Annotated in this window: 24 protein-coding genes; all 24 read left to right on the plus strand. The window is 40.4% G+C overall.

What is annotated here, in order from left to right; all coding sequences use genetic code 11:
• The first annotated feature begins 37 nt into the window (after positions 1-37).
• The 24 genes from xerC to fliQ all read left to right on the plus strand — a co-directional run bounded on the left by xerC (position 38) and on the right by fliQ (position 18528).
• The gene (gene xerC / locus MKX52_RS07640; protein WP_012009949.1) at positions 38-955 is read left to right on the plus strand and encodes a tyrosine recombinase XerC; all 918 of its coding nucleotides are present in this window, start codon (positions 38-40) and stop codon (positions 953-955) included.
• A 14-nt stretch (positions 956-969) separates the two neighbouring features.
• Positions 970-1515, plus strand: a complete 546-nt coding sequence (gene hslV / locus MKX52_RS07645) for an ATP-dependent protease subunit HslV (RefSeq protein WP_003211247.1) — start codon at positions 970-972, stop codon at positions 1513-1515.
• Positions 1516-1531: 16 nt separating this feature from the next.
• On the plus strand, positions 1532-2932 hold the full coding sequence (hslU, locus tag MKX52_RS07650; protein ID WP_012009950.1) for an HslU--HslV peptidase ATPase subunit: 1401 nt from the start codon (positions 1532-1534) through the stop codon (positions 2930-2932).
• Positions 2933-2966: 34 nt separating this feature from the next.
• Positions 2967-3746, plus strand: a complete 780-nt coding sequence (gene codY / locus MKX52_RS07655; RefSeq protein ID WP_012009951.1) for a GTP-sensing pleiotropic transcriptional regulator CodY — start codon at positions 2967-2969, stop codon at positions 3744-3746.
• A 286-nt stretch (positions 3747-4032) separates the two neighbouring features.
• Positions 4033-4422, plus strand: a complete 390-nt coding sequence (gene flgB, locus MKX52_RS07660) for a flagellar basal body rod protein FlgB (protein WP_012009952.1) — start codon at positions 4033-4035, stop codon at positions 4420-4422.
• A complete protein-coding gene (gene flgC / locus MKX52_RS07665) occupies positions 4422-4874 on the plus strand; it encodes a flagellar basal body rod protein FlgC (protein ID WP_012009953.1) in 453 nt (150 codons plus the stop codon). Before flgB ends, flgC begins: the two co-directional genes overlap by 1 nt.
• Before the next feature lie 11 nt (positions 4875-4885).
• Positions 4886-5203, plus strand: coding sequence for a flagellar hook-basal body complex protein FliE (gene fliE, locus MKX52_RS07670; RefSeq protein WP_003212183.1), 318 nt, complete (start codon positions 4886-4888; stop codon positions 5201-5203).
• Positions 5204-5252: 49 nt separating this feature from the next.
• Positions 5253-6845 (plus strand): flagellar basal-body MS-ring/collar protein FliF, encoded by a 1593-nt coding sequence (gene fliF, locus MKX52_RS07675; RefSeq protein WP_342491746.1) that lies wholly within the window; start codon positions 5253-5255, stop codon positions 6843-6845.
• 11 nt (positions 6846-6856) lie between these two features.
• On the plus strand, positions 6857-7873 hold the full coding sequence (gene fliG, locus MKX52_RS07680; RefSeq protein ID WP_012009955.1) for a flagellar motor switch protein FliG: 1017 nt from the start codon (positions 6857-6859) through the stop codon (positions 7871-7873).
• Positions 7866-8630 (plus strand): flagellar assembly protein FliH, encoded by a 765-nt coding sequence (gene fliH / locus MKX52_RS07685; protein WP_342491747.1) that lies wholly within the window; start codon positions 7866-7868, stop codon positions 8628-8630. The genes fliG and fliH overlap by 8 nt, the downstream gene beginning before the upstream one ends.
• Positions 8627-9943 (plus strand): flagellar protein export ATPase FliI, encoded by a 1317-nt coding sequence (fliI, locus tag MKX52_RS07690; RefSeq protein WP_342491748.1) that lies wholly within the window; start codon positions 8627-8629, stop codon positions 9941-9943. The genes fliH and fliI overlap by 4 nt, the downstream gene beginning before the upstream one ends.
• 8 nt (positions 9944-9951) lie before the next feature.
• Positions 9952-10395 (plus strand): flagellar export protein FliJ, encoded by a 444-nt coding sequence (gene fliJ, locus MKX52_RS07695; protein WP_342491749.1) that lies wholly within the window; start codon positions 9952-9954, stop codon positions 10393-10395.
• A gap of 12 nt (positions 10396-10407) precedes the next feature.
• A complete protein-coding gene (locus MKX52_RS07700) occupies positions 10408-11106 on the plus strand; it encodes a MotE family protein (RefSeq protein WP_088001455.1) in 699 nt (232 codons plus the stop codon).
• A complete protein-coding gene (locus MKX52_RS07705; protein WP_342491750.1) occupies positions 11107-12438 on the plus strand; it encodes a flagellar hook-length control protein FliK in 1332 nt (443 codons plus the stop codon).
• Positions 12438-12884: a flagellar hook assembly protein FlgD gene (gene flgD / locus MKX52_RS07710; RefSeq protein WP_003211424.1), complete on the plus strand. Its 447-nt coding sequence runs from the start codon at positions 12438-12440 to the stop codon at positions 12882-12884. Before MKX52_RS07705 ends, flgD begins: the two co-directional genes overlap by 1 nt.
• Before the next feature lie 17 nt (positions 12885-12901).
• Positions 12902-13693: a flagellar basal body rod protein FlgG gene (gene flgG / locus MKX52_RS07715; protein ID WP_012009962.1), complete on the plus strand. Its 792-nt coding sequence runs from the start codon at positions 12902-12904 to the stop codon at positions 13691-13693.
• Positions 13694-13730: 37 nt separating this feature from the next.
• Positions 13731-13946: a flagellar FlbD family protein gene (locus MKX52_RS07720; RefSeq protein ID WP_012009963.1), complete on the plus strand. Its 216-nt coding sequence runs from the start codon at positions 13731-13733 to the stop codon at positions 13944-13946.
• Positions 13943-14371, plus strand: coding sequence for a flagellar basal body-associated protein FliL (gene fliL / locus MKX52_RS07725; RefSeq protein ID WP_012009964.1), 429 nt, complete (start codon positions 13943-13945; stop codon positions 14369-14371). Before MKX52_RS07720 ends, fliL begins: the two co-directional genes overlap by 4 nt.
• Positions 14372-14403: 32 nt before the next feature.
• Positions 14404-15402: a flagellar motor switch protein FliM gene (gene fliM, locus MKX52_RS07730; RefSeq protein WP_003212239.1), complete on the plus strand. Its 999-nt coding sequence runs from the start codon at positions 14404-14406 to the stop codon at positions 15400-15402.
• Positions 15392-16516: a flagellar motor switch phosphatase FliY gene (fliY, locus tag MKX52_RS07735; RefSeq protein WP_342491751.1), complete on the plus strand. Its 1125-nt coding sequence runs from the start codon at positions 15392-15394 to the stop codon at positions 16514-16516. Before fliM ends, fliY begins: the two co-directional genes overlap by 11 nt.
• Before the next feature lie 27 nt (positions 16517-16543).
• On the plus strand, positions 16544-16906 hold the full coding sequence (locus MKX52_RS07740; protein ID WP_007499584.1) for a response regulator: 363 nt from the start codon (positions 16544-16546) through the stop codon (positions 16904-16906).
• 18 nt (positions 16907-16924) lie between these two features.
• On the plus strand, positions 16925-17584 hold the full coding sequence (fliZ, locus tag MKX52_RS07745; protein WP_342491752.1) for a flagella biosynthesis regulatory protein FliZ: 660 nt from the start codon (positions 16925-16927) through the stop codon (positions 17582-17584).
• The gene (gene fliP, locus MKX52_RS07750) at positions 17577-18242 is read left to right on the plus strand and encodes a flagellar type III secretion system pore protein FliP (RefSeq protein ID WP_007499580.1); all 666 of its coding nucleotides are present in this window, start codon (positions 17577-17579) and stop codon (positions 18240-18242) included. The genes fliZ and fliP overlap by 8 nt, the downstream gene beginning before the upstream one ends.
• A gap of 16 nt (positions 18243-18258) precedes the next feature.
• A complete protein-coding gene (fliQ, locus tag MKX52_RS07755; protein WP_003211206.1) occupies positions 18259-18528 on the plus strand; it encodes a flagellar biosynthesis protein FliQ in 270 nt (89 codons plus the stop codon).
• Positions 18529-18533: the final 5 nt, after the last annotated feature.

Here is an 18533-nt window from a genome sequence, read left to right on the forward strand (position 1 = left end):
ATGTGATACCATTTAAAAGCCTTAAAGAGGTGTAAAAATGACGAATAAACAGCGTCTTGTCCACTTATTCATTGAATATCTGCAAATTGAAAAAAACTATTCTGCTTTAACCATCTCAGGATATACAGAAGCGATTGAAGAGTTTGTCAGATTTATGAACGTTCAAGGAATAGACGGTTTTGAAGAGGTATCCTATCAAGATACGAGAATTTATTTAACAGAAGCTTATGAAAAAGGCCTGACAAGAAGAACGATTAGTAAGAAAGTCTCTGCGCTTCGCAGCTTTTATAAATTTCTATTAAGAGAACAGCTTGTGAAAGAAAATCCTTTTTTACTCGTGAGCTTACCAAAGCAGGATAAGCGAATTCCTTCATTTTTGTATGAAGAGGAACTGAAAGAGCTTTTTACAGTTTCTGATGTCAGCACACCACTTGGGCAAAGAAACCAAGCGATTTTAGAACTTCTTTATGCAACAGGTATGAGGGTCAGTGAGTTATGTTCATTAAAAGAATCTGATCTTGATTTATCGATGGATACAGTGCTTGTTCATGGGAAAGGCAGCAAGCAGCGGTATGTACCTTTTGGTTCCTATGCACATGAAGCGCTCATCACTTATTTAGAGGATGGCAGGCTCAAGCTGAAAGCGAAGGGGAAAGATCGTGCTGATGCGTATGTATTTTTGAATCAGCGCGGGGCGCCTCTTACAGATAGAGGCGTTCGATTCATTCTCACTGAACTAATGAAAAAGGCGTCAGGCACATTACATATCCATCCTCACATGTTAAGGCACACCTTTGCCACACACCTCTTAAATGAGGGAGCGGATTTGAGAAGTGTTCAAGAACTTCTTGGTCATTCGAATTTATCATCAACTCAGGTGTATACGCATGTATCAAAGGATTCTTTAAGGAAGACGTACATGTCTCATCACCCAAGGGCTTTTAAACGATCCTAAAAGGAGGTTTTTTCATGTCATCATTTCATGCAACAACCATCTTTGCCGTTCAACATAAAGGGAAAAGTGCGATGGCTGGAGACGGTCAAGTCACTTTCGGGCAGGCTGTCGTGATGAAACACACGGCAAAAAAAGTGCGCCGTCTTTTCGGAGGCAAGGTGCTTGCCGGTTTTGCAGGTTCAGTAGCAGATGCATTTACACTTTTTGAAAAGTTTGAAACGAAACTTGAAGAATATGGTGGTAACTTAAAGCGGGCAGCCGTAGAACTAGCAAAAGAATGGCGTAGTGACAAGATGCTGAGGCAGCTTGAGGCCATGCTGATCGTTATGAACAAAGACAGTATCCTGCTTGTCTCTGGGACAGGAGAGGTCATCGAACCAGATGACGGTATTTTGGCCATCGGCTCAGGCGGCAATTATGCGCTTAGTGCTGGGAGAGCACTCAAAACACATGCAGGTGATCACCTCACAGCAAGAGATATTGCAAAGGCTGCTCTTGAAACCGCTGGAGAAATCTGTGTCTACACGAATGATCAAATCACTTTAGAAGAGCTTGAATAGAAAGGACATGAGACGTATGGAGAAAAAGCCGTTCACCCCAAGAGAGATAGTTGAAAAGCTTGATCAATACATTATTGGTCAGCTTGATGCGAAAAAAGCAGTGGCGGTGGCTTTAAGAAACCGTTACAGAAGAAGCCTTTTACATGATAAGCTAAAGGATGAAGTCGTTCCGAAAAACATTTTAATGATCGGCCCAACAGGTGTGGGAAAAACAGAGATTGCCCGCAGAATTGCAAAAATTTCTGGTGCGCCTTTCATTAAAGTGGAAGCGACGAAGTTTACTGAAGTTGGTTACGTTGGCCGTGATGTAGAATCAATGGTCAGAGATCTAGTTGAGACAGCGATCAGAATTGTCAAAGAAGACAAGATGAAAGATGTGCAAGAAGAAGCAGAAAAACAAGCAAATAAACGTCTTGTTCATTTACTTGTTCCTGGCAAGAAAAAAAGCCAGTCTGTGAAAAATCCTTTTGAGATGCTGTTTGGTGGATCTGATGAAGATGACCGTGATCGAGATCAATCAAGTGAAGAAGTTGAACTTGAATCGACAAGAAAACGAATCGCTCATCAACTGGCTATGGGCGAACTTGAAGATCATTATGTCACAATTGAAGTCGAAGAGCAGCAGCCATCCATGTTTGATATGCTTCAGGGCTCGGGTATGGAGCAAATGGGCATGAACATGCAGGATGCGCTCGGCAATCTCATGCCTAAAAAGAAAAAACGCAGAAAGCTGACCGTTAGAGAAGCGAGAAAGGCGTTAACAGCTGAGGAAGCTTCCAAACTGATTGACATGGATGAAGTTAGTCAAGAAGCTGTCTATAAAGCAGAGCAGCAAGGGATTATTTTTATCGACGAAATCGACAAAATCGCCAAAAGCGGTGGTGCATCATCTGCAGATGTTTCTCGTGAAGGGGTTCAACGTGATATTTTACCGATTGTAGAAGGTTCAACTGTGATGACGAAATATGGGGCAGTGAAAACAGACCATGTGCTTTTTGTAGCAGCAGGGGCATTTCATATGGCAAAACCATCAGATTTGATTCCAGAGCTTCAAGGACGCTTCCCAATTCGTGTAGAATTAGATAAATTAAGTATCGAAGACTTTGTGAAAATCTTAACGGAACCAGATAATGCATTATTAAAGCAATATAAAGCTTTACTTGAAACGGAAGGTATATCTCTTGAATTTTCTGACGATGCTATTCATAAGATTGCCGAAGTGGCTTATCATGTCAATCAGGAGACAGATAACATCGGTGCAAGAAGGCTTCATACCATACTTGAAAAGCTGCTTGAAGAGCTTTCATTTGAGGCGCCTGATATTACACTAGGGACAGTGACCATTACCCCTCAGTATGTAGAAGAGAAGCTAGGAAAGATTGCAAATAACAAAGACTTAAGTCAATTTATACTTTAACAAATGAATAAAGTAATCTAGGAGGATCATTAAAATGGCGTTACTACAAAAAACAAGGATTATTAACTCAATGCTGCAAGATGCAGCGGGGAAACCAGTTAATTTTAAGGAAATGGCAGAAACGTTGAGAGATGTCATTGATTCAAACATTTTCGTATTAAGCAGAAGAGGGAAGCTTCTAGGCTACTCGATCAACCAGCAGATTGAAAATCCGCGTATGAAGAAAATGCTTGAAGACCGTCAGTTCCCTGAAGAATATACAAAGAGTCTATTCAACATCCCTGAAACATCTTCAAACCTTGACATTAACAGTGAGTATACAGCTTTCCCGATTGAGAACCGTGATTTATTTGAATCAGGTTTGACAACGATTGTGCCAATTATCGGAGGAGGAGATCGTTTAGGAACGTTAATTCTGTCTCGTTTGCAAGATACATTTAAAGACGATGATTTAATTCTTGCTGAATACGGAGCAACAGTTGTTGGAATGGAGATCCTTCGTGAGAAAGCAGAGGAAATTGAAGAAGAAGCAAGAAGTAAAGCTGTTGTCCAAATGGCAATTAGTTCTCTATCATATAGTGAGCTTGAAGCCATTGAACACATCTTTGAAGAACTTGATGGCAACGAAGGGCTTCTAGTGGCAAGTAAAATTGCTGACCGTGTAGGAATCACTCGTTCAGTGATCGTGAACGCCTTACGTAAGTTAGAAAGTGCTGGCGTCATCGAATCACGCTCTCTTGGAATGAAGGGAACATATATCAAAGTGTTAAACAACAAATTTTTAATCGAACTTGAAAATTTAAAATCTCATTAAACAAAACCTCTTTTCAGCAGAAATACAAGCTGAAAAGGGGTTTTTTTTATAAAAAAAGAGGATTTGTCCGAAAAATGACACTCTTTTTTCCAAGAAAACCCTTACAATTCTTAGTTCTTTGAATCTAGGTCTTTATACCTATTCGTAAAATAGATATATATTACGAGTTTTTTTTACATATACATCATAGACTTTAATCCTATTATTTCTTACAATGAACATATGGTTTTACAAATCTCGACATGATTAAATGGAATGAAATACATATGATTGGAGGTATATGGTTTTGGATATATTTTCTGGAACGATAAGCAACCTTGAGAATGCCTTGGGCAGAGCGAATGTTAAGCAAAAAGTCATAAGCAATAATATCGCGAATATAGACACACCGAACTACAAGTCGAAAAACGTCGCATTTCATGATATGCTAAACGATGCGTCGATCAAGTTAGATGCTAAAAAAACATACCAAGGTCACATTGATTTTTCTAAAACAGGGTCTAATTATTCAGTTGTTTCGAGCAACCGTACTTCATATCAAGAAAACGGAAATAATGTCGATATTGATCAAGAGATGAGTGAACTCGCTAAAAACCAAATTCAGTATAATGCATTGGTTGAAAGAATGAGTGGAAAATTCAATTCTCTTAAAACAGTTTTGACAGGAGGTAAGTGATGTCAATTTTTTCAGGCGTTAACGCTTCAGCCTCTGCACTAACAGCACAGAGGCTCAGAATGGACGTTGTATCCTCTAACCTTGCAAATATGGATACAACAAGAGCGAAACAGGTTGATGGCAACTGGGAGCCTTATAGACGTAAGCTCGTCACATTACAGCCGTCAGGTGAATCATTTTCATCTATATTAAACTCAAGCATGAATTCGAGCGGTAAATTAGGAAACGGCGTGAAAGCAACGAAGATTACAGAAGACGAAACTCCATTCAACCTTCAATATGATCCTACAAATCCCGATGCCAATGAAAATGGATATGTTCAAACACCTAATGTTGATCCATTAAAGGAAATGGTTGACCTCATCAGCAGCTCAAGGTCATATGAAGCAAACGTGACCGCACTAAATGCGAATAAAAGCATGTTGATGAAAGCTTTAGAAATAGGAAAGTAAGGTGAAAAGAATTGGTTAACGCAATATCTCCTTTCCAGCTTCAAGCTGCTCAGCAAGCAAGTGAATTGACTAATGCATCGTCTGTTCATGCGGCTGCACCTAAAAGTCAAACGAATTTCTCTGATGTGCTGAAGAATTCCATTGAGGCATTAAATCAATCACAGCTAAAATCAGACCAGTATACAAATGCACTTGCACAAGGAAAAGATGTCAATCTCGATGAAGTCATGATTGCCTCGCAAAAAGCGAGTGTGACACTCACAGCTGCAACGGAGTTTCGAAATAAAGCGGTCGAAGCGTACCAAGAGATTATGAGAATGCAGATGTAGGAGGTGCTGACGGACAAAAAAAGACTGAATGGAATGACCGGGGGTTAAGATGAATCGTACTTTAATGCAATTAAGAACAAAAACAGTTGAGTTTTGGCGAAATCGATCAAAATTACAAAAAATACTTATGATTGGCGGCGTTGCTGCCCTAGCAATCATTATTACGGTTGTTAGCATCTTTGCTTCTTCTGAAAAAATGGTTCCATTGTTTAGAGATTTGTCGGAGGCAGAAGCTGGACAAATCAAACAGGAACTAGATGGCAAAAACGTTAAATCGGAACTTGCGAATAATGGAACAACGATTCTCGTTCCAGAAAAGCAGGCCGACTCTTTAAAAGTAACACTCGCATCTGAGGGTCTCCCTAAGACAGGGAATATTGATTACTCCTTCTTTGCGAATAATTCCGGCTTCGGTTTAACAGATAATGAATTTGATGTTCTGAAAGTAGACGCAACTCAGACAGAACTATCCAATCTAATCAACACGATTGATGGGATCAAAGATTCAAAAGTTATGATTAACCTGCCAAAAGATTCCGTTTTTGTTGGAGAAGAGCAAAGTAATGCATCAGCATCCATTGTGCTGCAAGTGGAACGTGGCTACACGCTCTCGCCGCAGCAAGTAAAAGGCCTTTATCATCTTATTTCAAAAAGTGTACCGAATTTAAAGACAGAAAACATTGTCATTATGGACCAAGATTCAAACTACTACGACTTAAACAGCAGTTCCGATTCCTATGCAAGTGGAATGGATGCGCAGCAGCAGAAAAAAGAAGAAATTGAAAAGAACCTTCAAAGAAAAATTCAACAGCTGCTCGGAACAATGATGGGTCAAGAAAAAGTCGCTGTATCGGTCACAACAGACATTGATTTTACTGAAGAGAAAAGAAAAGAAGACCTTGTAGAACCAGTTGATAAAGAAAACATGCAAGGCATCGCTGTCAGTGCTGAAAAGATTGCTGAAACTTATTCAGGAAACGGTGCAGCAGCTGGTGGAACCGCTGGAACTGGCGATGATGATGTCACAAACTATCAAGGCGCCGATGGAGCGAATGGTAGCGGAAATTACGAAAAGAGCGAAGATCGTATCAACTATGAAGTCAACCGCATTCATAAAGATATCAAAGAGAGCCCTTATAAAATTAGAGATGTTGGCATTCAAGCATTGGTCGAACCACCAACGGCAAACGATGTGAACTCTTTAACAGCTGAACGGCAAGATGATATTAAAAAGATTCTTTCAACGATCATTAGCACGTCAATTGATAAAGAATACACAAATGGTCAAGCGCTCACTCAAGCAGACTTAGATAACAAAATTGTTTTATCTGTATCAAAATTAGACGGTAAACAGCAAACAGCAGCAGAAAACCCATCAAACAATATTCCAATCTGGGTTTATATTGTAGGCGGTGTGCTACTACTTGCAATTATCGCTCTTATTATTCTTCTTGTGCGTAGACGCAGAAAAGAAGAGGAAGAAGAGTTTGAGTTTGATGAACGTACACCACTCCATGTTCCTGATATCGACACTGAACCAGAAACAGAGGAAATGGTGAGGAAAAATCAGCTTGAGAAAATGGCAAAAGATAAACCAGAAGACTTTGCTAAATTGCTACGCAGCTGGCTGTCCGAGGATTAGGAGGAATACACATGTCGAGAAAAGATCCAAATCGACTAACAGGCAGACAAAAAGCAGCAATCCTAATGATTTCCTTAGGGCTAGACGTGTCAGCATCTGTATACAAACATCTGTCTGAAGACGAAATAGAAAAATTAACACTTGAAATTTCCAATGTACGAAGTGTAGATACTGCTAAAAAAGATGAAATCATCGAAGAGTTTCACAGCATTGCCATTGCGCAGGACTACATATCACAAGGCGGTCTTATGTACGCAAGACAAGTACTTGAAAAAGCACTTGGTGAGGACAAAGCGGACAGCATCTTAAACCGATTAACATCCTCGCTTCAAGTGAAGCCGTTTGATTTTGCTCGAAAGGCTGACCCAGAACAAATCTTAAACTTTATCCAGCATGAGCATCCACAAACCATTGCGCTCATCCTTTCCTACTTAGATCCAGTCCAAGCAGGACAGATATTATCTGAATTAGGCGAGGATGTACAAACAGAGGTTGCGAGACGTATTGCTTTAATGGACCGCACATCTCCAGAGATCATCAATGAAGTGGAACGCATTCTTGAGCAAAAGCTTTCTTCAACCTTTACGCAAGACTATACGCAAACGGGCGGAGTCGAAGCGGTTGTAGAAGTACTAAATGGTGTAGACCGTGCGACCGAGAAGACCATTTTAGACACTCTTGAAATTCAAGATCCTGAACTTGCTGATGAAATTAAGAAACGTATGTTTGTCTTTGAAGATATTGTCACACTTGACAGCAGAGCGATTCAGCGCGTGATCAGAGATGTTGAAAATGATGACTTATTGCTCGCACTTAAAGTGGCAAGCGAAGAGGTCAAAGAAATTGTCTTCCGCAACATGTCACAGAGAATGGTCGAAACTTTCAAAGAAGAAATGGAGTTTATGGGACCTGTCCGGCTTAGAGATGTCGAGGAAGCACAAACCCGTATTGTCAGCATCGTAAGACGACTCGAGGAAGCTGGAGAAATTGTCATAGCTCGAGGCGGAGGAGACGATATCATTGTCTAGGATTATCAAACATGAAACATCTGTTATTCCTGAGCAACGCCGGCAAACGATTCCTTTGCAGCAAGTGGAGTTCAAAAAAGAACATCATGAAGAAGAGCTTGTCAATGAAAAAGAAGCATCACAGCTTGTACTAAGTGATGCTGAAGATCAAGCAAGTCGTATAGTAGAACAAGCAAATAATGAGCTTGAAAAAACAATGGCTGAAATCAATCAGCGCCGCGCTGATTTTGAAGAAGAAAGAATGCAGCTCATTGAAGAAGCGAAACAAGCTGGGTACCAAGATGGCTTCCAAAAGGGTGAAGCAGATGCGATGAGTCAGTATCAATCAATTCTTGATCAAGCAAATGACATTGTCAGTCTTGCCAAGCAGGATTACGAAGAGAAAATTGAAAGCTCCGCAGAAAAAATTGTGGAACTGGCTTTTGAACTCGCCAAACGCGTTTGGTACTCGGCTGATGACACGAAAGATCAATTTTTGGCTCTCGTGAAGCAGGTCATTTCTGAAGTAAAAGAATATGACGATATTTCCATCTATGTGGACCCAGAACATTACGATCATGTGATGGAGTATAAAGACGAATTAATCAGAATCCTTCAAAAGGATACACACCTTGCCATTTACTCAGATGAAAAAGCGCCAAAAGGGACTTGTTACGTAGAAACAAGCTTTGGAAAAGTGGAAGCGAGTGTTGATACCCAAATGAATCAGTTGAAAGAAAAGCTACTAGAAGTCATTGATTCAGGTGATCACAAATGAACATCGATGTATTAAAAGAAACGATTGAAACCGCTGATCCTTATAAACGATTTGGTAAAGTCAATCGAGTTGTTGGACTGATGATTGAATCTAAGGGGCCGGAAAGTTCTATCGGAGACGTATGTCTCATTCATAAAAAGGGGCGTAAGCACGATCCGATAAAAGCAGAGGTTGTAGGTTTTAGAGATGAACATATTCTGCTCATGCCTTATGTAGAAGCATCCAACATTTCACCAGGAAGTCTAGTTGAAGCGACAGGTGAGTCGCTAAAGGTCAAAGTTGGGACTGGGTTAATTGGCGAAGTGGTTGATGCCTTCGGTGAACCACTGGACGGCAGTATGCTTCCAAAGGGACTTGCACCTGTTTCGACAGATCAGTCACCTCCAAACCCGATGGACAGGCCACCTATTCGCGAAAAAATGGGCGTTGGTGTCAGAGTGATCGACAGCCTGCTAACAGTCGGCACTGGTCAGAGGATTGGGATTTTTGCTGGAAGTGGTGTTGGTAAAAGTACCTTAATGGGGATGATTGCGAAGCAGACAGAAGCAGATCTGAATGTGATTGCCCTTGTTGGAGAGCGTGGCCGGGAAGTTCGTGAGTTTATTGAAAAGGATTTAGGTGCCGAGGGACTAAAGCGATCGATTGTTGTCGTTGCAACTTCTGACCAGCCTGCACTAACGAGAATGAAGGCTGCTTATACAGCAACAGCTATTGCAGAATATTTTAGAGACAGAGGAAAAAATGTCATGTTCATGATGGACTCTGTTACACGGGTCGCTATGGCACAAAGGGAAATCGGTCTTGCAACTGGTGAACCGCCAACGACAAAAGGATATACACCTTCAGTGTTCGCTATACTGCCAAAATTACTTGAACGAACTGGAACGAATCAGCTTGGTTCCATCACAGCGTTTTACACAGTGCTTGTTGATGGTGACGATATGAATGAGCCAATCGCTGATACAGTTAGAGGAATCTTAGATGGTCACATTGTACTTGATCGTGCTTTAGCCAACAAAGGACAATTTCCCGCTGTCAATATTCTGAAAAGTATCAGCCGCGTGATGAGCAATATCGCAAGTCATGATCACAAGGAGGCGGCCAACCGGTTCCGCCAGCTTTTATCCACTTATCAAAACGCTGAAGACCTCATTAACATTGGAGCATATAAAAAAGGCTCCTCGAAAGACATTGATGATGCCATGCAGGCTTATCCTCATCTGATTTCATTTTTGAAGCAGGATGTAGAAGAGGCTGTATCTATTGAAGACAGTGTGAATGTATTGCTCGGTTTGATGAATAGAGAGGATTGACGAAAACAGTGAGATATCAATACAAATTTCAAAAGCTCTTAGAACTGAAAGAAAGTGAAAAAGACAGGTCACTCGCAGCGTACCAACAATCCGTTTCGGCATTTGAGCAAGTCGCTGAAAAGCTCTATGAAAATATGAGTAAAAAAGAATTAATGGAAAAAAGCAAAGAAGAAAAGCTGAGAAGTGGTATGAGTGTTCAAGAAATGCGTCATTATCAGCAATTTGTGACCAATTTAGATAACACCATTCAGCATTATCAGCAGCTTGTGATCATGAAGCGCCATCAAATGAATGAAAAACAATCTGATTTAACTGAAAAAAACATTGAATTTAAAAAGTTTGAAAAAATGAAAGAAAAGCAATATGAAAAGTTTTCCCTTGAACATAAGGCCATTGAAATGAAAGAAATGGATGATATCTCTATCAGCCAATTCATGTTTCAAGGACATTAGGAGTCGAGATGAATGCCTAAGAAGGAAAAAACGAAAGAATCAAGCGGCGGAAAATTTCAATGGATCTTGTTTATTGTCATCATCCCATTGATTGTGCTTGTGTTAGTGACTGGCACAATCCTTTATATGGCAGGTTTTGATCTAAAGAAGCCGCTCCAAAACATTCCGGGCGTCAGCAGTTTGGTTGGTTCAGATGACACGTCAAAAACGTCATCTTCACATAATAATCAAAGCGATGCAGAAGTGAACGAACTGAAAAAGACCATTAAAGAGCAAAAAAATGAACTTGAAATTGCACAAAAAGACTTAAAAACAAGTGATGAAGAGATTAAAAGACTGAATCAAAAAATCAGTTCACTTGAAAAAACATCTGAAAATGATGCAAATAATAAGTCTTCGAATGACAGTTCATCAAACAACAGCTCATCAAGCGATACATCAAGTAATAATGCGTCAGGGACAACTTCTGATGGGGCAGCAGCCTCTAACCAGAAACCTAAAGGGAAGATTGCTAGTATCTATGAAAGTATGGATGCAGGGAAATCCGCCAAAATTTTATCAGAATTAAGTGATAAAGAGGCATTGAAGATTCTTGAAGAGCTAAGCAAAAATAAACTAACAGACATATTAGCAAAACTAACACCTCAGAAGGCAGCTACGTTTACGAAAGAGCTTGCTAAAAAAGAAAGTGAAAATGGGGGTGGACAATAAGTGAAGCTATTGGATATTGGAGCCTTACAGCAATCGTCTCAAGGTCTCTCGGGACCAAAGGGGAGCGGCGTGAACTCTGCAAGCGGGTTGTTTAAACAATTACTTAGCGGGGCAGGCGCGCAAAGTGAAAGCAGTCTTGTGAATGCCGAGACAGCGGGTGCTACTCTTTCCATTAATGATGCAATGCAAATCATTGAAAAATGGATGCAATCACCTGAAGAAGGAATCGACGAAAACCTTCTTAGCGCCCTTCAAACACTTCAAGGTCAAACGCTTGATTCATCTGATCTCGAGTCACTAGAAGAGTTGTTTCAAAAAATGGAATCCTCCATTTACGGTGAACAAGCTGATAAGCCAGCTTCTGAACATAGTGAGCAGCTCATACAAGTCCACTTTTTCTTATACCAACTGCTCAATCAACAGCCGCTCAGCTTTGATGCAAAGATAGTGCAAGATATTGAAGCAAAGGGTCAAGATTTCATTCACTTTCTTTCGAAAAATGGGGTAGATGAGAAACTGATTCAGCAAGTAAAAGAGCAATTTTTCTCGCAGCAGGGTTCAGCACCAAAGCTGAATTCAATGTCTCAAAGTGAGCTGAAACACTTTAATCAGTTAATCGATCATATGATGGCAAATGCAAAAGGGTCAGACAAAGAGTTAAAGATTGCTTTAGGAGAGTTAAAAGAATTGGTCTCTCCAAGACAAGAATCTACTCTTACTACTCCTGCTAAAGGGACTGCCTCTCTTGAATGGCTCATCAAAAAGGAAGTTGTCAAAGGACAAAGCACTGCTGCACCTGCTTCTGAAAAAACGATCACTCATACGCTCTTGCCAGGTCATAAGCAGTTTTTTCAACTGCAATCAGCAGCTCCTGTTCAGCAGACACAAACCACTGATGAAAAGCCGGGAACGGTTGATCAGCAAATTCTAAATACGTGGAAGCAAATGAAATTCACGCCATTTGGCAACTCAAGCGGACGCTTTACAGTTCGATTAAATCCAGAAAATCTCGGATTTATCACGATTCAGCTGACGAAGCAAAATGGTATGTATGCGAGTAAGATTACTGCTTCGACACAAGCAGCAAAAGAGCTGCTTGAGCATCACCTGCCGCAGCTCAAACAGGCGCTTCCGAATATGTCGGTTCAAGTGGACCGTTTCCATATACCACTTCAATCAAATGAACAGTCGTTATTTGGCCAATTTAACGAAGAAAACAAGCAGCAACAGTCAAAAGGGCATCATTTCCAGAACCCTGATGAACAGGAAGCAGAATTCCAAGATGTATTGGATGCTCTTGTTGGGTCAGATGAAGAAGAGGAGGAAATCTAATGGCAACAGTTGATGCTACGAATAGAACAGTCGCACAAACAGACACTTCTTCAAAAGCAGAAAAGAAAACAGATACGCTAGGCAAAGATCAATTCTTGAAAATATTGCTCACGCAGCTTCAAAACCAAGATCCAACAAACCCACTAGATGACCGTGAGTTTGTCACACAGCTCGCAACATTTTCATCCTTAGAACAGCAAACCAATATGAACGATTCTATCACCAAGCTGAATCAGCTCATGTCTACATTTGTTGCTCACCAAGATCCGTTTACGACGTATGTTGGGTGGATCGGTAAAGAAGTATCGGGCAAATTGGATGATAAAGATATATCAGGCACTGTGAAATCTGTTAAAAACATAAACAATGAATACTTCCTGTATTTAGAAGATGGAACGAAAATCAGCCCTTGGGATGTTACAGCAGTTGGAGAAAAAACGAAGTAATTCGAGGAGGAAAATAAATGTTACGCTCACTTTACTCAGGAATTAGTGGAATGAAAAACTTCCAATCAAAATTAGATGTTGTAGCCAACAACGTAGCCAACGTCAATACACATGGATACAAAAAAAGCCGTATCACTTTTAAAGATATGGTCAGTCAAACCATTGGAAGTTCTGGTGGGCCAACGAACAACTCTGGTTCAATCAACTCAAAGCAAATTGGTTTAGGATCATCTTTATCTTCAATCGATAAAATCATGTCAGCGGGATCTTCTCAAAATACAAATGAACCTTACGACTTCTATATCAATGGAGATGGGTTTTTCCGTATTGAAAGTCAAGGAGAAGTTCTTTATACAAGAACAGGAAATTTCGACACTGATTCAGAGGGAAGCTTAGTCACCCCTGATGGAAATTATCTACTTGGAATGAATGGACAAAAGATAACGATTCCAGACGGTGTTTCAAGTGTAAGTGTTGGTCCAGATGGAACGATTTCGGTTGTTGAAAACAATGTTTCAAGAACCGTTGGTCAAATATCACTAGTATCTTTCCGTAACGCAGGAGGGCTAGACAAAGTTGGTGACAACCTTTATCGCCAAACGTTAAGCTCAGGTGCTCCAAGTAACCCAATCGTACCAGGTGAACAAGGAACGGGCGTCATCCAAACCGGGAAACTTGAAATGTCAAACGTTGATTTAACAGACGAATTTACCGAAATGATTATCGCGCAGCGTGGATTCCAATCGAATGCAAAGACGATCACAACATCTGATGAAATCCTGCAAGAGCTTGTGAATCTGAAACGATAGGAGGTAGGGGGAGCGGAAGATCGCTTCTCTGCTTAATATGATTGAAGTAACAAGATTGAACGGCAAAGGATTTATGCTGAACGCTCTCCATATCGAGCAAATCGAAAGCTTTCCAGACACGACCATTACATTAGCCAATGGAAAGAAATTCGTAGTGAAAGAAAATGAAGATCAGCTTCAAGAGAAAATCATTTCTTTCTACAGAAAAATCCAAGTCATTTCATTGAATCAAGGAATAGAGGAATTTGAATGAAGAAGAAATTAGTCGTAGTAATGCTAATCATGATTATTGCCATCGGCGGAATAGGAGCAGGCATCATATTTCTGCTGAATGGTTCAGACGAAGCAAAAGCTGAAAAAGAGCCAACAGCAGATGAAGTCGTAAAGGCTTCTGTTGAAATTCCTGAGATTATCACCAATTTAAAGTCTGAAGGAAATGCGGTCAAACTTGTATTGAATATTGAAACAGACTCTGAAAAAGCAAAAGAAGAGCTTGAGAAAAGAAGTTTTCAAGTGAAAGACGCCGTAATTGACATTTTATCAGACACGAATGCAGATGAACTTGATGGCAAAAAAGGCAGAGAACATTTTAAAACACTAGTCAAAAACAAAGTGAATAACTATTTGCAAGATGGCAAGGTGAAAGAAGTATATATAACCTCCTTTAATCTGCAATAGAGGCGATTAATTGACACGATGGAGGTGAAGAAATGTCAGGAGAAGTGCTTTCCCAGAATGAGATCGATGCATTATTATCCGCCATATCTACAGGCGAAATGGATGCTGAAGAACTGAAAAAAGAAGAAACGACGAAAAAAGTAAAGGTGTATGATTTTAAACGTGCACTGCGCTTTTCGAAAGACCAGATTCGAAGTTTAACAAGGATTCACGATAACTTCGCTAGACTGCTCACCACACACTTTTCAGCTCAGCTAAGATCATATATTCAAATTACTGTCAGCTCGGTTGACCAAGTACCATACGAAGAATTTATTCGTTCGATTCCTAATATGACATTATTAAACTTATTTTATGTCAGTCCGCTTGAAGGAAGAATCATGCTTGAAGTGAACCCAACAATCGGCTATGCCATGATGGACAGGCTGATGGGCGGGATTGGCATTAGTCATAATAAGACAGAATCACTTACAGAGATCGAAACAAAGATTATCTCAAACATGTTTGAGGGAGCTTTGGAAAATTATAGAGAAGCGTGGCAGTCCATAACTGATATCGAGCCTGAAATGGCAGATTTCGAGGTAAATCCCCAGTTTGTACAAATGGTGTCACCAAACGAAACAGTTGTCGTCATTTCTCTTAATACACAAATTGGTGAGGTAAGCGGGGTTATTAACCTATGTATTCCTCATGTTGTATTAGAGCCTATTATTCCGAAACTGTCTGTACATTACTGGATGCAGTCTGAACGAAATGAACCAAAACAACAAGAAACAAAGGCCATTGAAAAACGGATAATGACGGCAAAAATACCGGTAGTCGCAGAGCTAGGGGAATCGGAAATGACGGTGGAAGAGTTTTTGAATTTGGAAATTGGTGACTGTATTGCCTTGGACAAACCAGTAAATGCGCCTCTTACTGTTATGGTCGGAAATAAACCGAAATTCTTGGGACAGGCCGGCCGCGTGAATCGGAAACAGGCGATTCAAATTCTAGATCACGACATAAGAGGTGAAGAAGATGGAGAATAACGGAAGTAAATTATCACAAGACGAAATCGATGCGCTCCTTAAAGGAGGTAGCAATGACGATATAGAGCCTGATACAGTACTTTCTGCAATGGAACAAGATGCCATTGGAGAAATCGGGAATATTTCATTCGGCAGCTCTGCTACAGCACTTTCAACCCTATTAAATCAAAAAGTGGAGATTACCACTCCAACTGTTACAGTGATTCAAAAAAGTATGCTAAATGAGGAATTTCCTCATCCGTATGTCGCGATTGAAGTGAATTATACGGAAGGCTTCAGCGCAAGTAACCTGCTTGTCGTCCAGCAAACAGATGCAGCAGTCATTGCGGACTTAATGATGGGCGGAGACGGGACAAATGCTGACCCTTCTTTAAGCGAAATTCACTTAAGTGCAGTACAAGAAGCGATGAACCAAATGATGGGATCTGCTGCGACATCCATGTCGACGGTCTTTAATAAAAAGATTGATATTTCTCCGCCTCGCGTCGAATTACTTGATGTGAAAGAAGGAGAAGGAACAGACCGGATCCCGGCTGCAGAAATGCTTGTCAAAGTATCCTTCAGATTAAAAATAGGTGAACTCATTGATTCAAATATCATGCAGCTTTATCCTATTACATTTGCGAAAGATTTAATTGCAGAATTAACAGACCCTGCGCAAGAGGAAGAGCCGGTTCAAGAAGCTCAAGTGAGTACACCTGAACCTCAACAAGCAGCTCCGCAAACGCAATCTGCACCAGCGCAGCAAGCAGCTCCGCCAAAAAGACAGGCGAAGCCAAAACCGGCAGCACCTGTACATGTGGCACCAGTTGAATTTGAAGCATTCAGTGAGCCTCAGCATTCAACAAGCCAGCTTGGAAATCTTGATATGCTGATGGATATTCCGCTTTCCATTACAGTGGAACTTGGAAGAACTCAGCGAAGTGTCAAAGAAGTCCTTGAGCTTTCAGCAGGAAGTATCATTGAACTGGACAAACTTGCTGGTGAGCCAGTAGACATTCTAGTTAACAAGCGAATCGTCGCCAAAGGGGAAGTCGTTGTCATTGATGAGAACTTTGGTGTTCGTGTGACTGATATTTTAAGTCAGTCAGAAAGACTTTCTAATTTAAAATAAACAAACATACAGGGAGAGAATAAGTAAATGGCTACTAAGGTATTAATCGTAGATGATGCAGCATTCATGAGAATGATGATAAAGGATATTCTTGTAAAAAACGGATTTGATGTAGTAGGAGAAGCAGAAAACGGTGCTCAAGCAGTTGAAAAATACAAAGAAACGTCTCCAGATCTTGTCACAATGGATATCACAATGCCAGAAATGGACGGGATCACAGCACTAAAAGAAATTAAACAAATTGACGCTTCTGCAAAAATCATCATGTGTTCTGCAATGGGGCAGCAGTCAATGGTTATTGACGCAATCCAAGCAGGTGCAAAAGACTTTATCGTGAAGCCGTTCCAAGCAGACCGCGTACTTGAAGCAATTAATAAAACGTTAGGCTAAAAAAGGGTGTAAGACTTGTTGAAAAAACGTTTGATATGTATAGCAATGATCAGTTTTATGCTTTTCTTGACGATGCAGCCTGCCTCACTGTTTGCTGAAACGAAAGATCCTGAAAATGGCACAGTGAATGACTGGATCAAAGAAGAGAAAAGCAGCAAAAAGGATACAGAAAAGACAACCACTGACAATCAAACGAATCCGACAGAAGAAGTTCCCTCTTCTTCTGTCTCCATTATGGATTTTGTCAAAATGATTGGTGCTTTACTTTTTGTCATCCTGCTTATATATGGATTGGTGAGATTTGTTGGTAAGCAAAACCGCTTACTTAAACCATTTCGCTATGTTGAAAATATTGGCGGAACGACGGTGGGCCAAAATCGTTCAGTCCAGCTTATCAAAGTGGGCAAACGAGTATTAGTTGTCGGAGTAGCGGACTCGATCCAGCTGCTAAAAGAAATTGATGATGAACAAGAATGTGATGCGATCGTCCAACAATACGAAGAAGCGATGGAAAGTAAAACGGATTTACCAAAAATCGTTCAAAAATTCACATCTCAGATAAAGAAAAAGGATCAGCCAACCACTTCTTCTTTTTCAGCCAATTTGAAGGCACAGCTAGCCGAATTGAAAAAGACCCAATCAGAAGTCAGAAAGAAAGGCCCGAAACAAAATGAATGAGTTTATCGATTTATTTAATTCCAGCGGAGCAGGGAATATTAGTACGTCTGTCCGTCTTCTTTTACTTTTAACCGTATTTTCTGTTGCACCAGGCATTCTCATTTTAATGACATGTTTTACACGAATTGTGATTGTGCTTTCATTCGTTAGAACATCACTTGCAACCAACTCAATGCCGCCAAACCAAGTACTTGTAGGGCTTGCTTTGTTTCTCACATTCTTTATCATGGCACCCACGTTCTCAGAGATTAATAAAGAGGCACTTACGCCGCTGTTAAATGATGACATTACGCTCAATCAAGCTTATGAAAAAGCTGAAGTGCCAATTAAAGAGTTTATGAGTAAACATACGAGACAGAAGGATTTGGCTTTATTTCTTAGTTACGCAAAAATGGATACACCTGAATCGATAAAAGATATTCCGTTAACGGCGATGGTACCCGCATTTGCAATTTCAGAATTAAAGACGGCATTTCAAATTGGTTTCATGATCTTTATTCCATTTTTAATTATTGATATGGTCGTCGCAAGTGTCCTGATGTCAATGGGGATGATGATGCTTCCTCCGGTTATGATATCGCTCCCTTTCAAAATATTGTTATTTGTTTTAGTCGATGGATGGTATTTGATTGTCAAATCTTTGCTGCAAAGCTTTTAGAGTAGGTGCTTAAAACATGAGTTCAGAATTTGTCATTACGATGGCTGAAAGATCAGTGTATGTGGTATTGCTTGTCAGTGGGCCGCTTCTAGCGCTCGCTCTTATTGTGGGACTGATTGTCAGTGTGTTTCAGGCAACAACCCAGATTCAAGAACAGACGCTTGCGTTCATTCCTAAAATTGTTGCAGTTCTTATTGGGCTTGTTGTGTTTGGTCCATGGATGCTGTCAACTATTGTGTCCTTTACGACAGAGCTGTTCTCGAATTTAGATCGATTTGCAGGTTAACGAGC

It is taken from the genome of Bacillus sp. FSL R5-0422, from assembly GCF_038610765.1.
In the GTDB taxonomy this organism is placed as follows: Bacteria; Bacillota; Bacilli; order Bacillales; family Bacillaceae; genus Bacillus; species Bacillus pumilus_O.

What these genes read in the sequence shown, in the direction of transcription:
- flgC (WP_012009953.1), top strand. Translation starts at nt 4,422, where the DNA reads ATGTCAATTTTTTCAGGCGTTAACGCTTCAGCCTCTGCACTAACAGCA.
- fliI (WP_342491748.1), top strand. Translation starts at nt 8,627, where the DNA reads ATGAACATCGATGTATTAAAAGAAACGATTGAAACCGCTGATCCTTAT.
- MKX52_RS07700 (WP_088001455.1), top strand. Translation starts at nt 10,408, where the DNA reads ATGCCTAAGAAGGAAAAAACGAAAGAATCAAGCGGCGGAAAATTTCAA.
- fliM (WP_003212239.1), top strand. Translation starts at nt 14,404, where the DNA reads ATGTCAGGAGAAGTGCTTTCCCAGAATGAGATCGATGCATTATTATCC.
- hslV (WP_003211247.1), top strand. Translation starts at nt 970, where the DNA reads ATGTCATCATTTCATGCAACAACCATCTTTGCCGTTCAACATAAAGGG.
- fliP (WP_007499580.1), top strand. Translation starts at nt 17,577, where the DNA reads ATGAATGAGTTTATCGATTTATTTAATTCCAGCGGAGCAGGGAATATT.
- MKX52_RS07740 (WP_007499584.1), top strand. Translation starts at nt 16,544, where the DNA reads ATGGCTACTAAGGTATTAATCGTAGATGATGCAGCATTCATGAGAATG.
- codY (WP_012009951.1), top strand. Translation starts at nt 2,967, where the DNA reads ATGGCGTTACTACAAAAAACAAGGATTATTAACTCAATGCTGCAAGAT.
- fliL (WP_012009964.1), top strand. Translation starts at nt 13,943, where the DNA reads ATGAAGAAGAAATTAGTCGTAGTAATGCTAATCATGATTATTGCCATC.
- flgD (WP_003211424.1), top strand. Translation starts at nt 12,438, where the DNA reads ATGGCAACAGTTGATGCTACGAATAGAACAGTCGCACAAACAGACACT.
- fliY (WP_342491751.1), top strand. Translation starts at nt 15,392, where the DNA reads ATGGAGAATAACGGAAGTAAATTATCACAAGACGAAATCGATGCGCTC.
- fliG (WP_012009955.1), top strand. Translation starts at nt 6,857, where the DNA reads ATGTCGAGAAAAGATCCAAATCGACTAACAGGCAGACAAAAAGCAGCA.
- hslU (WP_012009950.1), top strand. Translation starts at nt 1,532, where the DNA reads ATGGAGAAAAAGCCGTTCACCCCAAGAGAGATAGTTGAAAAGCTTGAT.
- fliF (WP_342491746.1), top strand. Translation starts at nt 5,253, where the DNA reads ATGAATCGTACTTTAATGCAATTAAGAACAAAAACAGTTGAGTTTTGG.
- fliQ (WP_003211206.1), top strand. Translation starts at nt 18,259, where the DNA reads ATGAGTTCAGAATTTGTCATTACGATGGCTGAAAGATCAGTGTATGTG.
- flgG (WP_012009962.1), top strand. Translation starts at nt 12,902, where the DNA reads ATGTTACGCTCACTTTACTCAGGAATTAGTGGAATGAAAAACTTCCAA.
- MKX52_RS07720 (WP_012009963.1), top strand. Translation starts at nt 13,731, where the DNA reads ATGATTGAAGTAACAAGATTGAACGGCAAAGGATTTATGCTGAACGCT.
- xerC (WP_012009949.1), top strand. Translation starts at nt 38, where the DNA reads ATGACGAATAAACAGCGTCTTGTCCACTTATTCATTGAATATCTGCAA.